A 19,848-nucleotide genomic window follows, 5' to 3' on the forward strand; every position below is an offset into this window, starting at 1 on the left:
GTACGAACCTGCAGCAGCCTGAAGCACAGGTCAGACGGTTCGGCCGTGTTTCGGCACCCCACAAGCTGCGTGGCTGTCCGCTTCGCCGCGTGTTCTTTCGGCTGAGGACACCCGCTCGCTCTGCTCTGCGGCGAAGCTTTTAGCTATCGCCTAATTCTAGACTAGTGTGTGAACAGTTGAATGAACTCCCTGATATCCGAATCTGTCGACGAAAACAGGCCCACCACAAGCTTGCCCGAGCGATTCTCTGTAACGCCAACCCAGTGTGCCAGTTCGAGTTGTTTCATCTTCATGAGGCAGTACTCGCGGAGCTGGGTCTCTACGTCCGGCACTCCGAGCCTTCTATCAAAGAACAAGGTGACGCCAAAACGCTCTTTAAAGGTCTGTGTCGCGTTCGTCCAGCCGTTCTCACTAATCTTCTGATTCACGACCTTAAGGTTGCGCTCCCACAAATCGAGACATTCATCATCACCGTTGATCAACGCAATTGCGGCAATTACCCAACCTGCCGGCCGCTCGACCTCAAGTCTGCGGATAAACCTAAGTAGACTCGGAGGGATAGGCTGCTCCGGCTTCGGTGTGACGACAGATCTATGGCCAGCTCGCCAGAAGTACCACGAATCAATCTCCTCCGTGTAGGTCGTCAGGAAGATCCGGTCAGGAGGCTCGGGTGAATTAAAGGCCCAGTCGAAATACAGCCCTTCGGAAATGTAATTGCCGACCCAGTCGAGTTCGTCGTGCGCGGTGATTCGGCCGTCGCGTTCGAGTCGGTGGCGCCGCAGAAGGTAGTGGATAAGGGACGTTCCATCAAGAAGTTCAACCACAACTAGTAGATCCGTAAGAGAAAGCACCCACGGGATTGGACGGGTATCTGATATCAAGCCTATTTTGGCAAGCTCGCCCGTAAGGGTAGACCATACCGTTACATCATCGAGGCAAACTATAGATTCGATCTGGATGGGCGCTTCCAAAGCTGCGGCCTGTGAATCCGAGAATCCTAGATCCGCATAGCTTGATTCTTCCGAGGCCGTAGCCAGCAACTCGTGCTGGTGAGCGGCCGACTGAATTAGAGCGCCAATGTCACGACGCATTCTATCTATAGCCCCGCGTCGAGTTGGCGCACTTAGCCTTCCGGCCTTGCACTGAACTCGGATTGTAAAAGAGTCGGTGCCGACCAGGCCGTCTAGCTCACTGTTTGCCGTCGGTGACTGCCACTTTATTCCCTGCCACGACTGTGTGCCGGGAAGCGCCTTTGAAAGAAGTTCTACGGACTTGCTCTCTAGGTACTTTCCTCGAAACCGGAGATACTTCTCCCAGAGTTTTGGACTACTGTTTCTAATTAGGTCCTCAAGGCGAGGGCGCAATGTGTCGTGGATCGTGCCGATGACGGGAACGATATATCCTTCGTTGACTTGAATAATAGGACTTTCCGTCAACGGGTGTGCACCACCAGGCAGAGCGTGATGGAGTTCATTGAACTCGGACGGCTCGCAGCTGAACGCGATGAGAAAAGCTTCGCAAGATTCGACGCTTATGCTGCAGTATTCTGAGAGATCTTCTGGCGTGTATGCGAATAGCTCGCACGGGTGCGCGAATAGCTCGGCAACGTAGCTGAACCTCAAGTGGGCCTGCACTTTCGGCCACGACGCCTGAAGCAGCTCTGGGGAAGGTGAGAACCCCGGCGTAGTCTTTCCTCTTCTGGCTCGCTTTATCTTGCGTTCAATGTCGTCGTACTTCTTCTGTATTTCATCTTGACGCTGTTCGAGCCTAGAGTTAAGCAATGGTCCCATCGCTTGAGCAATGATGGCGACGTCAATCGCGCTGAATCCTAGTATGGACTCTATTTCTCTGTTGAATGGATCAAAAACCTCCGTGAAGACTTTGATTACACATTCGGCATATCCTGAAGAGCGCACGGAAAGAGATTGGAGGCGCGCTCGATGGGCGTACTCCAGCTCGTTGGACTTGTCTGGATTGGCGCCCGCTTTGTCGAGCAATCCGATCGAAAGCAGAGCGTGCTCGTCATTAAATATCTCTCGCACGAGGGAGAGTGCTTCGTTTGTTAGCTCTAGCGATTCTTCCGGCTCAATATTATCTCGCCGCGGCCAGGCTGCGCCTAGCGCCTGCAGTGCAAGGTATTCAATATGGGCAGGTGAGCTGCTGCTATCTGATTCGCGGAATGTATTTGGGTCGAAGCTCAAGTATGTCATGCTTGCGCGTGACACGAGGGCTACCGAGTCGACTTCATTCAGTATTTGAAGAAGACGATCTCTGGCTTTGGTTTGGCGAGCTCTTAGCTCTGGCGCTCTATGCTTCAGGCTGGCAAGCATTTTCTCCTGAGCGGCCGATAGATCATCCTCACTCGGCGCTTCTTGGGGATTACCGTCTGTGGCTACTGGCGCGGGTACTGCATTCCGGTTTCGCCTGGCAGCGCGCTTCGTACGTCCTCTAGTAGCCATAGGACATTCAATCACGGCAGATGAGCTAACTGGCGGATCGCACGCGTGTGGCCTGCGTGTCGGCAGGGAAGATCAACGGAATGGACCCCACACTTGTGGACAAGCTCGCTCGCAGTGCAACTGACAGAACTTTGGAGGAGATCGTCCCGGAGGCGGCGGAGGTTGTAGGCTAGGCAGGATCGAGGGCACTGTGACGCTGCGCCAAGCCGACCCGCGAGCAACGCCAGAAGACAGACAGCGTCGGCTAGACACGCACGGCGGCTTCAGCGATGAGTTCTAATGTGTCGTCTTCATTGAGCGCCAAGGTCTGTAACGCAATGAATCGTTCCGCCACCTGTTCTACCTGGTCGTAGTTTTCGAGGTACTCGGAGCGCAGGAACGTCTCTGTGTACACCACGTCGTTGTGCCGTCGATGAGGAAAGCCCAACCAGCTGAAGGGACAACCCATTGCGGGATGTGCGCCAGTCGAGTTCGGTATCACTCGAAGGCTGACTTTCGGCAGCTCGCTCACCTCCATGAGGTGAAGCAGTTGTGCCTTCAGCACGCGCCTGCCGCCCACGACCTGTCGCAGAACCGATTCCGGAAAGACGGCCTCGACGGCAAGAGGATCGTTGTCGCTGGATCGGGTCAACCACGTCTCCCTGACGCGAGAGAGTCGGGCTGCTTTAGCCGGGTCGTCCCACCGCACAGTTGCCGTGGTGTAGTCGGCCAGCTGGAAGACGGTCGGCACTGTGTCTGCGGTGAATGTTCGGAGTCGTGTTGCCTCAGCGATCAGCAGAGGGAAGTCCTCGGCCGGGTCGAAGATTGCCGTTTGCGGCTGCTGGAACGCTCGTAGGTCCCCGGCGTGCTGCGCCTGCGACGTCACGAACTGCCACTCAGGTGTAGGCACCTTGTAGACGTAGCCCAGCGCCATGATGTCGACGACTGCGGAGGTGTGCCGCTCGAAAAGTCGTCACTGCAGCGTGGCAGCGCATCTCTCCCAGGCTGAGAGCATGCTCAAGTGACCGTGTCCCTGCTGTACAAGGCGACTTGGAAGTTGCTGTCCGCCGCGTCGGTGCTGCTCCGCGGTGAGGTGGAGAAGGACGCGGAGCTTCTCGAGCTGCGGCACGAGAACACCGTGCTTCGTCGACAGCTGGCCGGTCCGGTCCACTACGAGCCGGCGGACCGATTCTGGTTCGCCACGCTATCCAGGCTGATACCTCGATCGCGCTGGCGCGAGGTCTTCCCGGTCACGCCCGGCACGGTGCTGGGCTGGCATCGCAGGTTCATCGCCTGGAAGTGGGACTACACCGCGCGACGACGAACCGGACGCCCACGCACCCCAGCAGCGATCAAAACGCTCGTGCTCCGGCTCGCAGCAGAGAACCCGCGGTGGGGACATCGGCGGATCCAAGGCGAACTAGCCCGACTCGGCCACCGGATCGCCGCCTCGACGGTCTGGAAGATCGTGAACGCCGCAGGAATCGGCCCGGCACCACGGCGATCCGGCCCGACATGGCGTGAGTTCCTCACCGCCCAGGCCGAGGGCATCATCGCGGCGGACTTCTTCCACATCGACACCGCGCTCGGCAGGCGTCTGTACGCGTTGGTGTTTCTCGAACACGGCACCAGGCGCCTGCACATCACCGGCGTCACCACCCACCCGACGCAGGCGTGGACGGTGCAGCAAGCCAGGAACCTCGCCGCCGACCTCGGCACGCCGATGGAGTCCCTGCGCTTCCTGCTACGCGACCGCGACGGCAAATACGGCAAGACGTTCGACACCGTCTTCCAAGCCGAGGGACTGCGGGTGATCAAAAGTGCGCCGCAAGCGCCCCGGATGAACGCCCACTGCGAACGGATCATCGGCAGCATCCGGCGCGAGATCCTCGACCGCGTCCTCATCATCGGAGAGGACCACGCGCGGCAAGTCCTTGCCGCCTACCGGATGCACTACAACACGCATCGGCCTCATCAGTCCCGCAACCAGCTACCACCCGAGGCCGAAGCGCAGCCTGCCACGGCAGGTGACCTCGGCGCCCGAAGACTGCTGCGCACCCGGATCATCGGTGGACTCATCAACGAGTACAGATACGCCGCATGACGTGCAGCGATGACTTTTCGAGCGGCACAGGTCGCCGACTTTCGCGACCGCCAAGAGAACACTACGAGAGCCAGCAGCCCGGCCGCCGTCCGATCTGGACGGTGCTATCCGCTGCCGAAGCAGACCAGCGGCATGAACGGTGCATCCGCTACCGCAGTGGCCAGCGCGGCGGCGGGCGTGACGCCCCGGACGAGCCCGCGGTGGTAACGGGCCATCACCCCCGAGGTGGTCGCGTCGTCCGGCAAGCGTGCCACGCCGGCGACGACGGTTCTGGTGCCGCTATAGAGCAGGGCTGCGGTGAAGCCGAGCAGCTCATCGCCGGAGCGGACGACCGTGCGGCCGATGTCGCAGCTCGACAGGACGACGTGGTGCGGCGCGGTGCCGAGTTGGTGGACGTCGTAGGCCATCAGCGGCCCGTCGGCCAGGTCCAGGCGGGAGAACAGCACGTTGTCCTCCTCGTGGTGGCCGTGTGCGGCGAAGTGCACCAGATCTCTTCCGTTGGCGGCGGCGAGCGTTGGGCGCACCGAGGCGTCTGGTCCACTGAGGACGGTGGCGTTCGGCAGGACACGGCCGATCTCGGCCACCTCCGCCATTGCGTGTTGCAGGTCGGGGCCGGCGACGAGTAGTGGTTGCCGCACTGCGCCATGACCGCCGCTCTGCCCGGCCAGCCACTGTGTCGCGGATGGTGCGACCGTGACCGGGTGTCCGCGCAGTTGCGGTAGAAGTCCCCACGGCACGGCGGACAACGGGCCGGTCGGAACGATGACCAGTTCCCGGTCGCCGAGCACGGGGTGCAGCGGGCGGATCAGGCTGTCGGCCAGCACGGCGAGCTGGCGGTAGGTGGATTCCTTGACGACCTGGGCCAGTGCGGGACGTAGTCGTCTGCCGCACAAGGCGTCCAGATCGCTGCGGAGGCGGATGACGGCCTCCCTCACGACAGCGAGGTCACCCAGGTCCATCAGCCGGGGCGCGCGGTGGTCGGCGACCAAGGCACGCAGCCGCGGGCCGTCTGCCACGAAGGTGACCAGGGTGCTGCCTGCCCCGCGCAGCGCGTCGACGACGTCGCTGAGGAAGGCTACCGGAGTGTGCGTGCCTTTGCCTCGCACGGTCCAGCCACGAGACCGGATGGAGCGTTCCAGCTCGGCGCACCGCTGTTCCAGCGCGAGGTCGCGGGAGCCGGTCAGTTGGGCTGTTCGTGCTTCCAGCGCGCACCTGCGCAGCTGTGCAACCGCGTCTGTGGTCTCGTCGTCGGCGGTGGGGAACACGGGACGCAACCGGAAAGCCTGGGCACGGCAGCGTTCCAGCCAGTTGAATACCACGGACGGCGCGCTGTGGCGCAGGGCGACCGAAAGCCCGAGCTCGGCGAGCCTCACGCCCAGTGTGGCCGACCCGGTCTGGAAGTCGATGCTCCCGAACCGTTCGCGGTGCTGACGCAGGACCGTCAGCCCTGCCCTGATCTCCGCGTACGTGTGGGGGACCGCGCCGCGAGCGGCTTGCAGCCTGGCCTTGACGAGCCGGCGCGCCAGTTTCGTCTCCGTGGTCGGGCTGCCGGTCTGGCGTGCGGCCAGGTGGTCCTCGGCTTCCGCGAACCGCTTCAGCGCAACGCAAATGGCGGCGGCGAGCAGTTCGGCGTGCTCGGCGTCGTACGGCAACGCCAGTTCGGCCAAGCGGTCCGCGAGTGCGCAGGTTTGATCGAGGAGACTCGCACGGCTGCGACCCGCGAGGAACTCGGCACGCAGCCGAGTCAGCACGGCCAGCTCCGCCCACGCCTGGTTGCCGCGCCTGCGGAAGCTGCGCTCCGCCCGGCGGGCCCACTGCCTGGTCACGGTGAGCTCGCCCTGAGCGAGGGCGGTCTGGGCTCTCACCAGCTCCGTCTCCGCGCGTTCGTGGGTGGGACGGCGGTCCGCCAGCACCGCGAGCGCGGCGTCGAGCTCTGTGGCCGCCTCCCTGGCGAGACCGGCGACGAGCAACGCGCGTGCCCGATCCACGGCCAGCGACGCCAGCAGGTCCGGCGCGTGTGCCGCGAGGCCGGACCGTGCCACGTCAAACGAGCGCAGCGCGGCCGGAATGTCGCCCAGCAACGTTTCGCAGTGCCCGCGGTTGAGCTGAGCCTTCGCCACGATCCTGGGCAGGTCAGCCGCCTGGGCCACTCGTTCGCACGCGTCCAGGTCGGTCAACGCCAACCGCACGCGGCCTGCCAGATCATGCAGCATCGCACGGTTCAGCAACCCTCGCGCCAATGACGTCCGGTTGTCGGCGGCCCGCAGCAACGGCACCGCCTCGTCCATGTACCGCTGCGCCTCGTCCAACCGGCCCACCATCATCAGGAGCAGGCCGCGCTGATTGCACATCACGCCTGCTTCCGTTGGAGCGGCGAGGGTTTCCGCCTGATCGAGCAGTGCGAACCCGGCCGCGTGGTCGCCCAGGTGCACTTCGGCGGCGGCCAGGCTGGCGAGCAGCTTGGCGGCGAGCGAGCGCTCCACCGCGTCGGCCGGTTCGCCGAGTGCGCGCAGACCTGACCTGAGCAGGCGCACCGCCTCTTTGGGCTGGCCTCGCACGGCCGCGGCCAGCCCGCGGCCGTGCAAGGCCTGTGCCCGAGCGTTCACGAGAGGACCATTGCCGGTGTGACGAGAACGGTGTCGTCCGCGCGCACCACCAGTTGCACCAGTCCCCACGGCACCCGGTCGAACGCGAACCGGCCGCCGTCGTCGGACGACGTGCGCAGCAGGCCGTCCTGGAGGCGCAGCTCGATCTGGTGAACACCGGCAGGTGTGAGCCAGCCGTCGATCCGCGCCGTGGCGCCGGCGGCGGGCGCGATGCTGACCATGACGATCAGCTCGGTACCGTCGAATGTGATCGTCCTGGTGCTGTCGTCCCCCTTCGCCACGGGCAGCGCGTGTTCTTCGACGGCCCGCATGATCTCCTCCGTACCGGAGGTCAGTTCGAGTGCGAAGTGGACGGTCGCGACCAGGTCCGTCGGCGCCGGGTCGGCTTCGGTCCAGGCCCCGCGGAGCTGCCGCAGCATCTCGAGGTCTACCGCGTCGAACGGACGGTCAGCGTTCATCGCGCACACCACCCTTCAACAACGCGCGCAACCGGACGAGGCAGCGTCCCCGCATCGGTCCGATGCTGCCGCGTGCGATGTTCAGCAATGCACTGAGCTCGGTGTAGGTCAACTCCGGCAGGAACGCCATCGCACGCAGAATCTCCTGGCATCGCTCGGAAAGCTGGGCCAACGCGGCCCACAGCTCCTGGTGCGTCTCGGCGGTCGTGGCCAGGTCCGCCGGGGTGGGGGACCGGTCGAGCAGTTCGATGAACTCCGCGCCGTCGACCGGTTCCTCGGCCCGCGCCCGCCGGGCGACCCGCCAGGCCTCGCGTTTCGTGACCTGGACGAGCCACCCCGTGAGCGCGGCCGGCGAGCGGATGTCCGAGATGGACCTGAGCAGCGTCAGCCACGTGTGCTGCACGACGTCCGAACTGGACTCGCGGTCGAGTCCCTGTGCCCTGGCGACGTGCCACAGCAACGGGGTGAGCTCGCGGACCAGTTCGTTCAGGCTCTCCCGGTCCCCGGCCCGCGCCGCCTCCAGCAACCGGCCCATCCGCTCGTTGTTCACTGGTCGACTGACTTCTTCTCGTCCTTCAACCGTTTCTTGAGCTTCGACCTGCGTTCGCTCTGGTCCTTGCCAGCCAGCTTGATTCGCGCGTCGAGGTCGTTGAACTCGGCGATCAGGCTCGTCCCGGCGAGCCTCCGCAACGCCGCTAGAGCCCTGTCCACCGTGGCCTGCTGGGTCAGTTCGGTCGAGGCTCCGATCTCGACCAGTTTCCTGGCCACGGCCGCGGCCAGCACCGGTGCGGCGAACGACGTGCCGCTCCACAGCGCGAAGCCGCTGCTGAAGCTGTCCTCGTCGACCGACTGCCTGCCGTCGCTGGCAGCCTTGTCCGAAGGGCTGCGCGAACCGTCGATGTCCGGCGGGAAGATGCTGACCACGCACGTTCCTGGTGCCTCGGCGCTCGCCGACGCGCCACCGTTGCTGTACCAGGAGGTCGTCGCGTTGGGGTTCGCCGCGCCGACGCCGACCACGAGCGGCAGGGAGGTGGTGAGGCTCGCGATGGCGGCGGGAAGGAACGGCCGGCGCGACGAGTCGTTGCCCGCGGCGGCGACCACGACCACACCCAGCGACGTCAACTCCTTGATCACCGCGCTGAGTCTGGCGAGCTTCTCTGCCCGCCACGTCTCGTGGTAATAGCCGAGCGAGATCGACACCACGTCGATCATCTCCCAGGCGTTCGCCGGGTCGCGCTGCGCCAGCTTGACGCGGTCCACCAGCAGCCACAGCGCGAGCAGCACGTCGCTCTCGTAGCCCACGTTGTCCGAGCGCATCACGCGCAACGAGAGGACATCGGCGTCCGGTGCGTGCTGGTGGATCAGGCCAGCGATGAAAGTGCCGTGGCCGACCGCCCGGTTGACCCGGTCGGAGAGCTCCTCGGCGAAGATCGGCACGTCGTGGTAATCGAACAACACGTTCGTGTGCGGCAGGCCTGCCACCACCGGTTGGTGCGCTTTGAGCGCCTCCTGAGTGGGGACGGACAGGTGCAGGAAGCTCTCGGAGCCCCCGTCCTTGATGACCTCCAGGGGAACCACGAACCACGGGTGGTCCCGCACGCCGGTGTCCAGCACCGCCACGACCGGCCGCCGTTTCGTGCCGTCGGCCATGACGAAGACCTCGCTTTCGTCGCGCTTCGGCAGGCCGACGAGCGCGGCGATCGGGTGACGTCCCTCCGGGCGGTATCCGCCGGACGGTGCCTGTCCCGGCACGTCGTCCTGTTCCCAGACCGGGACACCGCCGTACGCGCCGAGGAGCAGGTGGTCCAGCGAAACCTCCAGCAGCCACTTCCGCTGTTCAAGCGACGGAGTGACCTCGTTGCCTTTGCCGTCCTGCCACCTCAGCTCGTTCCTGCCGACCGCGCTGCGGATGCGCCGGAGCGCGGTCCACGCGTCGACCAGGGCCGGTGAGGTGAGATCAGCGGGCGTCAGCGCGACAGGGCGGGGAATCTCGTCGAGGTGATCGGCCTGATCGGCGGGCAACACCTTGGTGAGCGGCGGTGGGAGCTGGAACACCACCCCGGCGGCCTGCTGGATCGCAGAGACCAGGGGCTGGTTCCTGAGCAGGACGTTCGGTATCAGCAACGTGTCCGCGCGATACGCCGTGGACTCGATAGGCACGGCGAAGGGCTCCGCCGGCTGGTCCGGCTGGTCCGGCACACCGACCGCGGGTGCGGCCTCGCTCGGGAGCAACATGCGCCCCCGATGGCGTTGCAGCAGCCACTCCGGCCATCGTGGCGGCTCGTCGTACGTGTCCCCGGAGAGGTCGGGCGGTTCGTCGAGCCAGCGGAACTTGATCGTCATCGAAAGCACCTCCGCGTTGGGCATGTCGCCTGTACGACCGAGAGCGCTACAACGAACGCGCGGATTCATCCATTCGGTCACGATGCCGTCACGTCGGCCTCATGTATCCGGAAGGCGGTCGCGGCGCACTCGTCAGCACCTACGACAGTGAGGAGCCCGCCGTGACGACCGAACAGACAGCCGCCACCTACGACGGCAACGTGCTCGTCCCCAGCCGCGGCCACCCGTGGTTTCCCTGGTACTGCCCGAAACCGACCGTGCGGATCCTCTGCTACACCGACCATCCGCAGGTGAACTTCGAGCTCGCCCCGGACTTCGGTCTGCGGCAGCTGAGGGACCTGATCGTCTCGCACAACACGTTCCACGCGAACTTCGACATCGACGTGCTGGACCGCCACGCGGGCGGGCACGCGAAGAACCTGCTCACCACCGACCTGCTCCGGAACTACGACCAGGTGTGGCTCTTCGGCTTCGAGCAGTGCGACCGCAGCTCGGCACCGCACAACGAGCTCACTGACGCCGAAGTCGCGGCCCTGGACGACTGGATGGGCCCAGCCGCTCAGGGCGGTGTGCTGATCACCGGCGACCACGCCAACCCACGGCCAGGCGACGCCACCGATGCCGGTCTCGACCCGCTGCTCAACCTCGGCAGGGCACTCGGACACCGGGTGCCGCGAGCGGGCCGGCTGCGCCGCTGGGAGGGCCTGCCCAGCGCGGACCCGTCCACGGACCCACGGTTCACGCACAACACCCAGGTACCGGACGGCCTCGGCACGCCGCTGGACAACCTGACGCTGCAGGACGACGCGTTCCCGCAACGGATCCGGCTCACCCCGTACCCGATCGGCCGACCGTGGCCGTGGCTGCCTGTCCGCCACCGCCCGCACCCGTTGTTCTGCGGCCGGTCCGGCCCGATCGAGGTGTTCCCCGACCACATGCACGAGGGCGCGCTCGCATTCCCCGCCAGCTACCCGGAGGACGAATGGCCATCCGGCCCGCATGGTCAGCTTCTACCCGAGGTCGTCGCCTTCGGCACGGACAAGCGGTTCGCTCGCACCTACGAGCTCGTCAGCGCCTACGACGGCACGCCGGCCTCCGTCGGCCGGATCGTCGCGGACACGACATGGCACCACTACTTCAACGTGAACCTTCGCGGCTTCTCCGCCGGACCAGTGCGCGACGCCATCGCGGACTTCTACGTGAACCTCGCCGTGTGGCTGTCCCCGCCAGCGCTACGGCACCGCATGCGGTGCTGGTTCTGGTGGACGCTCGCGACCCACCCCGCCGTGCAGATGGTCAAGGGCCACCGGATACCGGTGCTGGGCCGGACCGCAGTCGACGTGCTCGATGGCCACGCCGGTCAGTGCCTGCTGACCGAGCTCACCTGGCCGTTCCACGTGCCCGTCGAGCACCGGGCCAAGGTGCCGTGGCCGCCGGACGACGTGGTGATCGGTGGCGTGGTCAAGCACTACCACGACGCCTTCGACCGTGCGCTCGGCGGCGACCAAGACTTGCCGGACATCAACGCGTTGGTGCACAACGGTGTTCAGCTCGCGGTGGACGAGCACGTGGCCCAGTTGAGGGAGTTCGCCGCAGCTGCGGACGAGCTGCCGAGGCTTCTTGACGGACTGCGCCGCTCGGAAGCTGCGATCGACAGCCACGTTCAGGTCACATGACTTGACTTGGCGTTGATTGATCGGCTGCCGATCCGTTGTACTCGGCTACATCGAGTCCGTCGCCGTGCCCGCCAGTTCGAACTCGTTGCCGCCTCGCGGAGCGATCATGTCGACGCGCAGGCGGACCTGCTCCTTCGTTTCGACTTCGCGTTCCGCCTTACGGGCGAAGGAAGGTTGTCACGAAGAGCTGTTGCCGCACCCTGCTCGCCACCGGCAGCCACGATCGGAGGGTGCGGTCGTGGGACCGGTCACCGGCCACCCGGTTGGCGGCCGGTGACCGGCCACCAACCGGGTGATGGCCGTGGCGGCGGTGCCACTGCCCGACGCCAACGTTCGTTCATCGGCACATGCGGACGTTGACTATTGAGGGAGCTTCGCTTCGGTGAGGATCGTGTCTGTGAGGTCTACGCTTCGGAGGTCCGCCCCGATTAGGTCCGCTTTGGTGAAGTTGGCGCGGGTCGTATTCGTTCTGGCCAGAACTGCTCCTGTCAGGATGGCGGCGGTGAGGTCCGCTCCGGTCAGGTTCGCCTCGTTGAAGATCGCTTGATCCGCATTCACGCCGGTGAGATTCGCTCCGGTGAGATCCGCCTTGGCGACGCCCGCCCTGACCATGGTCGCGTCGGCGAGGTGTGCGTAGCTGAGGTCGGCGAACAGGAAACTCGTGTCGGTCAAGTCCGCGCGTCCGAGATTCGCGTGGCCGAGTTTGGCGCCGACCAGGTACGCGCCAGTCAGGATGGCGCCATTGAGGTTGGCACGTTTGAGGTTCGCATCGCTGAGGTTTGCGTTCGTGAGGTCGGCGTTCGTGAGGATCGTGTCTTCAAGCAGCGCGTCGCGGCGGACTTGGTCGCCGCCACGTCCGACGAACACTTGCCTAGTGTTGAGGTTCGCACCCTTGAGGCACGTGTTGTTCAGGTCTGGGCGCGCGTCGATTTCGAGTGTCCTGCGGCGGGCCAGCACGCTCAGCGCCGTCTGCACGTCGGTCGCCGGGATCGCTGGGCATGGTGAGCCGGTTCGGGGCGCGTGGCTGCGCACAAACGCGCTGATGACTTCGACTGTTGCGGGTTGTTCGACCGGGGCGTCGTGGGCGATGTGCTCCAGTGCGTAGATCGCGCCGATACGACGTTCGGCGGAGCCTCCCGCACTGTCTGGGCCGAGTTGCTCTACCGCCCTAATGAAGCGGTCATTGAGTTGTCCTTGTTGTGCCACAACGACTTGATCCTGCGCGGTCTTGACCGTCACAGCTGTGTACCCGACCGCTGTTAGCGCGGTTGCCGCCGTGACCAACGCCGCGATCGAGGTGATCAGCGTCGCGATCTCTGCGGGCTGCCGGGGGCGTCGGCGGCTCTGGCCGGATGTGGTGGGCCGTCGTATACCCCGACGGCGGCGGTGGACAGGAATAGGGCGCACGTCTACTGATCTTGATCTCAACATTTGTTGAGAGCCAGGGTCTTTGGTCGCGCGTTCGTGGAGCTACTCAGCCGCGCACGCCGGACGTCGGCCGTCGGTCAACAACTAGAACAACTGCTCCACCCGCGTACGCTGAACTCCCGCAACAATCTCGCGGGCGCCTACCAGGCGGGGTGATCTGGGCCGGGCCATCCCGCTGTACGAGGCTGCCCTCGCCAACCGCGATTGAGTGCTTGGCCATGAGCATCCAACAATGAAAGTCGTTCGCTCGAATCTGGCGTCCTTGCGCGACTAGCTCATCGCTCGCGCGCCGGCACCGGCCGCCAACGTCCGCTCATGGGTATGTGTGGACGTGCCTCGCGAACCGCGCAACGACCCCGAGTTGGCTGACGTGATCGCCGACGAGCCGGCCCGCCCGGACGAGTCGCCATTAGAACATTCGGATGTTAACTGTAACTACGCAAACTGAGTAAACGAGAAGGAGGTACACGGCTCGCCACCGGAGGCGCACATGGTCACGATCGCCACCTGGAACCTCGAGAACCTGTTCTTGCCCGGCGGGGACGGCCCGAAGGACCAACCGAGCTACGAAGCGAAGCTCGCGTCCCTCGCCGACACGATCACGGCGATGGAGCCGGACGTCCTGGCGGTGCAGGAGGTCGGCGATCCCGAGGCGCTGGCCGACCTCGTCACGGCGGCCGGCAGTGGCTGGCACACCGTGACCTCGCAGCATCCGGACAGTCGCGGCATCCGCGTCGGCTTCCTCAGTCGCCTTCCGTTCGAGGTCGTCAGCGACACGAAGACGCTACCCGTCGGACTATCACCCGTACAGGTAGGTGACAGCCCGGCGAAGCCGTCCGCCGAACTGGGCCGAGGCGCACTCGCCATCACGGTCGAACCCACGCCCGGAGTGAGCATCACGATCATCACCTGCCACCTCAAGTCGAAGCTGCTGTCGTTTCCTGGCGGCCGCTTCAGCCCGAAGAACGAGGGCGAGCGGGCCCGGTTCGGCGCCTACGCTCTCTACCGCCGCGCCGCCGAGGCTGTCGCCGTCCGTGAACTCGCGACCGGCTTCCTCACCGCGGGCGGATCGGTCGTCGTGCTGGGCGACCTCAATGACGAGGTCACCGCCGCGACCACGCAGATCCTCAACGGCCCCACCGGTTCCGAGATCGGCACCACAGGCTTCGACCGTCCGGATGGCGGCGACGCCCAGCGGCTGTGGAACCTGGCGCCGTGCCTGCCGGAGGACGAGCGGTTCTCCCGCAGGTTCCGCGGCCGCGGTGAGCTGATCGATCACATCTTCGCGAGCCACGCGCTCCTCCACTCGCTGCCGCAGGTCCGGACGAAGATCACGCACGAGTTGCCGTCGGTCACCGAAAATCCGTTGGCGCGCAAGGGAGAGCTCGGCTCGGACCACGCGCCTGTGGTAGCAACGTTCGAGATCTGAGGTGGCGTCATGGCAAACGGGCAGGAACCCTGCGGGGTGCCAGAACTTTGCAGTCACACGCTGAGCTGCGGTGATCAGGTTCTGTCGTCTTGCAGGCATGATCGTAGGCGTGGCGCTGCGACTGCTGTACCTCATCCTTGTTCGGCTGGGCGGCTGGCTGGTTCTGCTCGGCCGGTCCTCGGCGGCCAAGGACGTCGAGTTGCTGGTGTTGCGGCACGAAGTCGCGGTGTTGCGTCGTGTCAATCGTCGTCCGCGGTTGGATTGGGCTGATCGCGCGGTGCTGGCCATGTTGACGCGGGCGGTTACCGGTATGGCTGCGGGAGCACCGGTTGGTGTCTCCGGGCTCGGTGTTGCGGTGGCATCGGCGGTTGGTCGCAAAGAAGTGGACTTACCCGAACCGGACTGGTCGACCACAGGCCGATGAGACCGTGGTGGCGTTGATCGAGCGGATGGCGCGGGAGAACGCGGGCTGGGGTTACCGTCGTATCCAAGGTGAGCTGCTCAAGCTTGGTCATCGGACGTCCGCGTCGACTGTTCGTCGTGTGCTGAAGCGGCTTCGGATTCCGCCTTCGCCGACTCGTGACTCCGACACGTCGTGGCGGCGGTTTCTGCGTGCTCATGTCGACTGCGTGGTCACCTTGAGGCGGGTGTACGTGTTCTTCGTGATGGAGATCGGCACCGCTATGTCCATGTCCTCGGAACCACCTCTAACCCTGACGTCCGTGGACCACGCAGCAGGCTCGCAACTTCCTCATGGAGTTGGGTGACCGGGCCGGCAAGTTTCGTTTCCTGGTTCGTGACAGGGCCGGCCAGTTCACGGCGTCGTTCGATTCCGTTGTCGCGGACGCCGGCATCGACGTTGTGAAGATCCCACCGCGATGTCCGCGAGCTAACAGCTATGCGGAACGGTTTGTCGGCACTGTTAGACGCGAGGTCACGGATCGGCTGCTGATCATCAACGAGCGGCACCTGACGTCAGTGCTGAACCGCTACGTCTCCTACTACAACCACCGGCGACCACATCGAGCGCTGCACCATACGGCGCCACGACCTGATCACCCGACCAGAGAGCCTGTGGGGTGCCAGAACTCTGCAGCCACACGCTGACCTGCGGTGATCAGGTTCTGTCATCCTGCAGGCATGATCGTGGGTGTGGCGCTGCGACTGCTGTATCTCGTCTTTGTTCGGCTCGGTTCTCGCGGACGCCGGCATTGATGTTGTGAAGATCCCGCCGAGGTGTTCGCGGGCTAACTGCCACGCGGAACGGTTTGTCGGCACTGTCAGACGAGAGCTCACCGACCGGCTGCTGTTCGTCAACCAGCGGCACCTGACGTCAGTGCTGTTCCGCTACGTATCCCACTACAACCCGATCACCCGACCGGAGACCCAGGCTGTAGATCCGTATGTCGTCGGCGAGTGCTTGGCGGCTTGATCAACGAGGACGAACCTGCATAAGCGTGATCCGCAGGTCAGGCACGTTGAGCCATGTTTTGGCACCCGACAGGCGCGAGGGCACGCTCAAGCGGTTCCTCAACTGGGCCGTCGCTCGTGAGCCTGCGCAACTAGGCGGCATGGATCCGCGGCCGCTGACTTGCCGCGGCGACCAGTTTTCGGAGACGTACGAACAGGACCTCGTCCGTATCCATCGTCTGCTTGCCATGCCAACGATCACCGCGGCTTGGATGGCCGGTTACGCTCGTGTCACGGCCGTCGTGAAGCAGCCGACGAGGCTCATCGTCGCTACGCCGCTCTACGTTGAACGCGTTGACCAGCCTACTGACTAGCGTGTCCTGAATGATCGTTCGACTCGGGGACCCCAGCGTCGAACTGCTCCGCCTCGTCGCCACCATGCTTGCCAAGATGCACCGCGTCTGTGCGCCGCCCGACGGTCCCGGAGCCACCGTCATGGCCCTGCCCACGGTGGGCAGAACCCCCTCTTCCGAGGCGTGATGTCGCCCGTTCGAATGTGTCGGTGCTCCCCGGTAGCGTTACCGCTTTCAGTTCGTCGAGAGCAGGAAGTCGTGCCAATGCAGGTCAAGCTTCGCGACCATGAGTGGTCGATCGGAGATCGGATCGGGAAGGGCGGCTACGGCCAGGTCTTCGAGGCGACGTCGGCGAACGGCGACCAGGCCGCCGCGAAGCTCGTCCCGAAAGAACCAGGCGCGGAGCGCGAGGCGCTGTTCGGCGACGACGTGTCCGGTGTCCGGCACGTCGTGCCCATGATCGACCAGGGCGAGACCGAGGACCACTGGGTGCTGGTGATGCCCCGCGCGCAGAAATCCCTCAAAGATCACCTCGACGAGCACGGCGGGCCGTTCGACACGGCCGAGGCGGTGGCGATCCTGACCGACATCGCCGAGACGCTGGCCGATCTGGACGGCCGTGTGGTGCACCGCGACCTCAAGCCGGAGAACGTGCTGCTGCTGGAGGGCCGCTGGTGCCTGGCGGACTTCGGCATTGCCCGGTACGCCGACGCAGCGACCGCGACGGTGACCTACAAGGACAAGGGCTCGAAGCCCTACACCGCGCCGGAACGGTGGCGTGGTGAGACCGCGACGAACGCGGCCGACGTCTACTCCCTCGGTGTGATCGCCTACGAACTGCTGGCGGGCAAAAGGCCGTTCACCGGGTCCGACGGAGAGGTCCGCCGTCAGCACCTCGAGGAGACACCAGCCCACCTGGAGGCTGTTCCGGCGCTGCTGGCGGCGCTGGTGGAGGAGTGCTTGACCAAGGCTGCGGCGGCTCGTCCGAGGCCGGCCAACGTGGTGACCAGGCTGGCGAAGATCGAGCAGCAGGTGCCCGCCGGTGGCTTGGCTCGTCTGCAGGAAGCCAACCGAGTCGAGGCCGTTCGCCGCGGTGAAGCCGCCCGTGACGCGTCACGGGCTCGCACGGAAGCGGAGAGCAGGCAGGAGCTCTTCGCCGCGGCCAAGGCGAGGCTGGACCGCGTGTCGGCGATGTTCAAGGAGGCCGTGCTCGATTCCGCCCCCACGGCGAGGCAGGTGCGCCTCATCGGTGACGGCAGGGCACTCGACCAGACCCTCTCCGAGGCGGAGGCGCGTTCGATCGGCGACGGCTGGGCGCTGAATCTGGGTACCGCCGTGCTCAGCATCTCCGGCGCCACAGCGACCTCGGCGAACCCATGGGGCAACTGGCCGGCACCGTTCAGCGTGATCGCGCACGGCGAGGTCACCATCCGGATCCCGCCGAACCGGTTCGAGTACGAGGGCCGTCAGCACTCGCTGTGGTACTGCGATGCCCAGGAGACCGGCCACTTCCAGTGGTTCGAGACGGCGTTCATGGTCATGTCGCTGATTCCTCGACGCGGCCGGCTCAATCCGTTCGCGATAGACCCCAGTCAGGCGGCGGCCTCGGCGATCGGCCCTGGCATGGCCGAGTGGCAGCTGGCGTGGCCGTTCACCCCGCTGAGCGTGGGTGACATGGACGAGTTCGTGACCCGGTGGGGCGGATGGTTCGGCGACGGCGCGAGCGGCCAGCTGCGGCACCCCAGCCACATGCCCGACCGGTCGCCGGACGGCAGCTGGCGCAAGAACTGACGACGCCTCCCCGTATCGCAACAGCGATACCTTGGACCATCTCTCGGCCCGCTTCGTTCTCACGAAACGGGCGGGTTCAGATATTGGCGCCGAGCGGGCGACGATAGTAAGAGTTCGGGCATCCGCGGTTGGAGTCGGGCACTGAGGTAGCCGCCGACCTGTGGGGTGCCAGATCTCTGCAGATACAGGCTGAGCTGCGGTACATGTGGACCGGCGGGCGCGTCGTACGACCGAGAGGCCCGGCCTGAGGTGACACTGAAAGCATGTCGACAACCTTCGGTGGAGAGCCGTTCTCATCAGAGTTGCCGCCAGAGGTGGTCGAGCGCATTCATGCCGAGCTGGGAAGCCGCGGCCTCAAGGTCGTGGCAGCCTTGCGGACAGCCGCAGAGATGCTGGCTTGGGCGATGCGCGACACGACTGGGCTGAGACTTGCCGAGAGCGCTATGTACAACATCCGAGAAGCGTTCGACGGCGTGGTATCAGGCGAGCAGCCCGCGGAGGGAGGACCAGCCGTGGCGCTGGCCGCTCTCGATCGATACGAGGACCAAGTTCGGCATCCAGAAAATGACAATGACACGTCGCTCGAAGAGCTGAAGCTCGCGCTACGCCGAGAGCTGGAGAAGCGTGAGCGAAACTCGTACCGTGCCTCGCAGCTGATCGGCTATCTCGAGCGAAAGGCCGGCATCGGGCCACTCTCCGGTTTTCTCGATCCGGTCATCGAGTACGGCAGGCTGCGCAATCACGCTGCGGGAGCGCTGCACTCGAGCACGGCGTTCGCGGACGCGACCGAGCTCTACGAACGCGCGATCGCGTGGTTCGTGCGCATGTTCACGCCTCCGGACACGGTCGTCACGGCCGTGCGTGAACTTGCGGCGGAGCAGTGGCAAGGAGAAGACCAGATCGAGCGCCTCCGGTCGCTGGCTTCGACCCCGCATCACTTGCGGCTGTTCTTCACCGAGTTGCGCGATCCGACCTGGCTGCTTCCTCTGCACGCGGCGGGCGTGATCACTCCGCCCGAGCCGGGCGCTCCGTGGCCTCCGGCCGGTCTTACCGAGCACTTCGCGCAGGCGCAGCCCGAAGAGTTGGTGTCGCTGCTGAAGCTCGTACTCGCTGATGTGAAGAAGCTGCGGGACCCTGGGCAGAAGTTGGTTGCCGGGTTCGAGCTCATCCGCACGGCGGTCCGCCTGGGGGCGGCTGGCAACGTCCTGGTCAGCGACATCTATTCCGCTCAACCCGATGATCGCAACATACGGGCGCTCGCCGTCGGAGCTGTCAAGCAGTCAGAGCCGACCGACGACGTCGTGCTCAAGGTAGGCCGAGTGGTCCTGAAAGGAGATCCGCTCGACACCGATCGCTACTACTACAAGGTCGTGCTCGATCAGTTGAAGGCCGGTCTCACAGTCGACAATTCGCCGGCCAGGATCGGGATGCTGGTGGCAAAGGTGCGTGCGGTGGCGGGACATGAGCAGGCTAAGAACTCCTAACAGAATGATCTTGGAATAGGTTTGATCATCGGTGTGTTGATCACGGTGTGAGGAAGGGCGAGCAGCTTCCCTGGATCGTGTCCGACGAGTTGTGGGCGCGGATCGAGCCACTGCTCCCGGTGGTCCCGCGTCGCGCGGACCATCCGGGCCGCAAGCGGCTCGATGACCGCAAGGTGTTGTGCGGCATCCTGTTCGTGCTCTACACCGGCATCCCGTGGGAGTTCTTGCCCCAGGAACTCGGCTTCGGCTCCGGCATGACCGCCTGGCGTCGGTTGCGGGACTGGCACCAGGCCGGCGTCTGGCAGCGGCTGCACGAGAACCTGCTCGC

General features: G+C 65.1%; 17 protein-coding genes. 10 read left to right on the forward strand and 7 right to left on the reverse strand.

The genetic code is table 11. The annotated features are described in order from the left end of the window. Positions 1 to 161 precede the first annotated feature (161 nt). Entirely contained in the window at positions 162 to 2,201 is a 2,040-nt protein-coding gene (locus tag BM417_RS47450; protein ID WP_143139125.1) for a hypothetical protein, read from the reverse strand. Positions 2,202 to 2,703: 502 nt separating this feature from the next. Next, positions 2,704 to 3,372 (reverse strand): DUF5753 domain-containing protein, encoded by a 669-nt coding sequence (locus BM417_RS46295; RefSeq protein ID WP_093606493.1) that lies wholly within the window; start codon positions 3,370 to 3,372, stop codon positions 2,704 to 2,706. Positions 3,373 to 3,459: 87 nt separating this feature from the next. On the opposite strand from BM417_RS46295, the gene BM417_RS46300 reads away from it, so the two are divergent. Next, positions 3,460 to 4,542 carry an integrase core domain-containing protein gene (locus BM417_RS46300; protein WP_093606494.1) on the forward strand — a complete coding sequence of 361 codons (1,083 nt, stop codon included), beginning with the start codon at positions 3,460 to 3,462 and terminating at the stop codon, positions 4,540 to 4,542. Between the two features lie 104 nt (positions 4,543 to 4,646). Here the strand turns inward: BM417_RS46300 and BM417_RS46305 are convergent, their stop codons facing one another. Genes BM417_RS46305 through BM417_RS46320 form a run of 4 tightly spaced genes read right to left on the reverse strand, consistent with a single transcriptional unit; the run spans position 4,647 to position 9,949 of the window. Further along, on the reverse strand, positions 4,647 to 7,148 hold the full coding sequence (locus tag BM417_RS46305) for a CHAT domain-containing protein (RefSeq protein WP_245822890.1): 2,502 nt from the start codon (positions 7,146 to 7,148) through the stop codon (positions 4,647 to 4,649). Beyond that, positions 7,145 to 7,606 (reverse strand): hypothetical protein, encoded by a 462-nt coding sequence (locus BM417_RS46310; RefSeq protein ID WP_093606495.1) that lies wholly within the window; start codon positions 7,604 to 7,606, stop codon positions 7,145 to 7,147. Before BM417_RS46310 ends, BM417_RS46305 begins: the two co-directional genes overlap by 4 nt. After that, on the reverse strand, positions 7,596 to 8,156 hold the full coding sequence (locus BM417_RS46315) for an RNA polymerase sigma factor (RefSeq protein WP_245822892.1): 561 nt from the start codon (positions 8,154 to 8,156) through the stop codon (positions 7,596 to 7,598). The genes BM417_RS46310 and BM417_RS46315 overlap by 11 nt, the downstream gene beginning before the upstream one ends. Then, complete coding sequence (locus BM417_RS46320; RefSeq protein ID WP_177321000.1) at positions 8,153 to 9,949, reverse strand: S8 family peptidase; 1,797 nt, start codon at positions 9,947 to 9,949, stop codon at positions 8,153 to 8,155. Before BM417_RS46320 ends, BM417_RS46315 begins: the two co-directional genes overlap by 4 nt. Before the next feature lie 161 nt (positions 9,950 to 10,110). Here BM417_RS46320 and BM417_RS46325 point away from each other — a divergent pair, with 161 nt between their 5' ends. After that, entirely contained in the window at positions 10,111 to 11,625 is a 1,515-nt protein-coding gene (locus BM417_RS46325; RefSeq protein WP_143139126.1) for a hypothetical protein, read from the forward strand. A gap of 360 nt (positions 11,626 to 11,985) precedes the next feature. On the opposite strand, the gene BM417_RS46330 is transcribed toward BM417_RS46325, so the two are convergent. Beyond that, positions 11,986 to 12,864 (reverse strand): pentapeptide repeat-containing protein, encoded by an 879-nt coding sequence (locus BM417_RS46330; RefSeq protein ID WP_177321001.1) that lies wholly within the window; start codon positions 12,862 to 12,864, stop codon positions 11,986 to 11,988. A 679-nt stretch (positions 12,865 to 13,543) separates the two neighbouring features. On the opposite strand from BM417_RS46330, the gene BM417_RS46335 reads away from it, so the two are divergent. From BM417_RS46335 to BM417_RS46370, 8 genes are all read left to right on the forward strand, one after another. Further along, complete coding sequence (locus BM417_RS46335) at positions 13,544 to 14,482, forward strand: endonuclease/exonuclease/phosphatase family protein (RefSeq protein ID WP_093606499.1); 939 nt, start codon at positions 13,544 to 13,546, stop codon at positions 14,480 to 14,482. Positions 14,483 to 14,591: 109 nt separating this feature from the next. Next, entirely contained in the window at positions 14,592 to 14,906 is a 315-nt protein-coding gene (locus BM417_RS49740) for a hypothetical protein (RefSeq protein WP_245822894.1), read from the forward strand. A 329-nt stretch (positions 14,907 to 15,235) separates the two neighbouring features. Further along, positions 15,236 to 15,589, forward strand: a complete 354-nt coding sequence (locus BM417_RS49745; RefSeq protein ID WP_093606500.1) for an integrase core domain-containing protein — start codon at positions 15,236 to 15,238, stop codon at positions 15,587 to 15,589. A 112-nt stretch (positions 15,590 to 15,701) separates the two neighbouring features. Further along, the gene (locus BM417_RS49750) at positions 15,702 to 15,914 is read left to right on the forward strand and encodes an integrase core domain-containing protein (protein WP_245822896.1); all 213 of its coding nucleotides are present in this window, start codon (positions 15,702 to 15,704) and stop codon (positions 15,912 to 15,914) included. A 362-nt stretch (positions 15,915 to 16,276) separates the two neighbouring features. Beyond that, a complete protein-coding gene (locus tag BM417_RS48400) occupies positions 16,277 to 16,432 on the forward strand; it encodes a hypothetical protein (protein WP_177321002.1) in 156 nt (51 codons plus the stop codon). A 77-nt stretch (positions 16,433 to 16,509) separates the two neighbouring features. Continuing rightward, positions 16,510 to 18,036, forward strand: a complete 1,527-nt coding sequence (locus BM417_RS46360) for a serine/threonine-protein kinase (RefSeq protein ID WP_093606503.1) — start codon at positions 16,510 to 16,512, stop codon at positions 18,034 to 18,036. Between the two features lie 263 nt (positions 18,037 to 18,299). Continuing rightward, positions 18,300 to 19,520: a hypothetical protein gene (locus BM417_RS46365; protein ID WP_143139127.1), complete on the forward strand. Its 1,221-nt coding sequence runs from the start codon at positions 18,300 to 18,302 to the stop codon at positions 19,518 to 19,520. Between the two features lie 74 nt (positions 19,521 to 19,594). Next, positions 19,595 to 19,848: transposase (locus BM417_RS46370; protein ID WP_407656193.1), on the forward strand; the 254-nt coding region annotated here is incomplete at its 3' end.

The organism is Lentzea waywayandensis (genome assembly GCF_900115955.1).
Classification (GTDB): Bacteria; Actinomycetota; Actinomycetes; order Mycobacteriales; family Pseudonocardiaceae; genus Lentzea; species Lentzea waywayandensis.

What these genes read in the sequence shown, in the direction of transcription:
- BM417_RS46295 (WP_093606493.1), bottom strand. Translation starts at nt 3,372, where the DNA reads ATGGCGCTGGGCTACGTCTACAAGGTGCCTACACCTGAGTGGCAGTTC.
- BM417_RS46310 (WP_093606495.1), bottom strand. Translation starts at nt 7,606, where the DNA reads ATGAACGCTGACCGTCCGTTCGACGCGGTAGACCTCGAGATGCTGCGG.
- BM417_RS46320 (WP_177321000.1), bottom strand. Translation starts at nt 9,949, where the DNA reads ATGACGATCAAGTTCCGCTGGCTCGACGAACCGCCCGACCTCTCCGGG.
- BM417_RS46335 (WP_093606499.1), top strand. Translation starts at nt 13,544, where the DNA reads ATGGTCACGATCGCCACCTGGAACCTCGAGAACCTGTTCTTGCCCGGC.
- BM417_RS49745 (WP_093606500.1), top strand. Translation starts at nt 15,236, where the DNA reads ATGGAGTTGGGTGACCGGGCCGGCAAGTTTCGTTTCCTGGTTCGTGAC.
- BM417_RS48400 (WP_177321002.1), top strand. Translation starts at nt 16,277, where the DNA reads ATGATCGTTCGACTCGGGGACCCCAGCGTCGAACTGCTCCGCCTCGTC.
- BM417_RS46360 (WP_093606503.1), top strand. Translation starts at nt 16,510, where the DNA reads ATGCAGGTCAAGCTTCGCGACCATGAGTGGTCGATCGGAGATCGGATC.
- BM417_RS46365 (WP_143139127.1), top strand. Translation starts at nt 18,300, where the DNA reads ATGTCGACAACCTTCGGTGGAGAGCCGTTCTCATCAGAGTTGCCGCCA.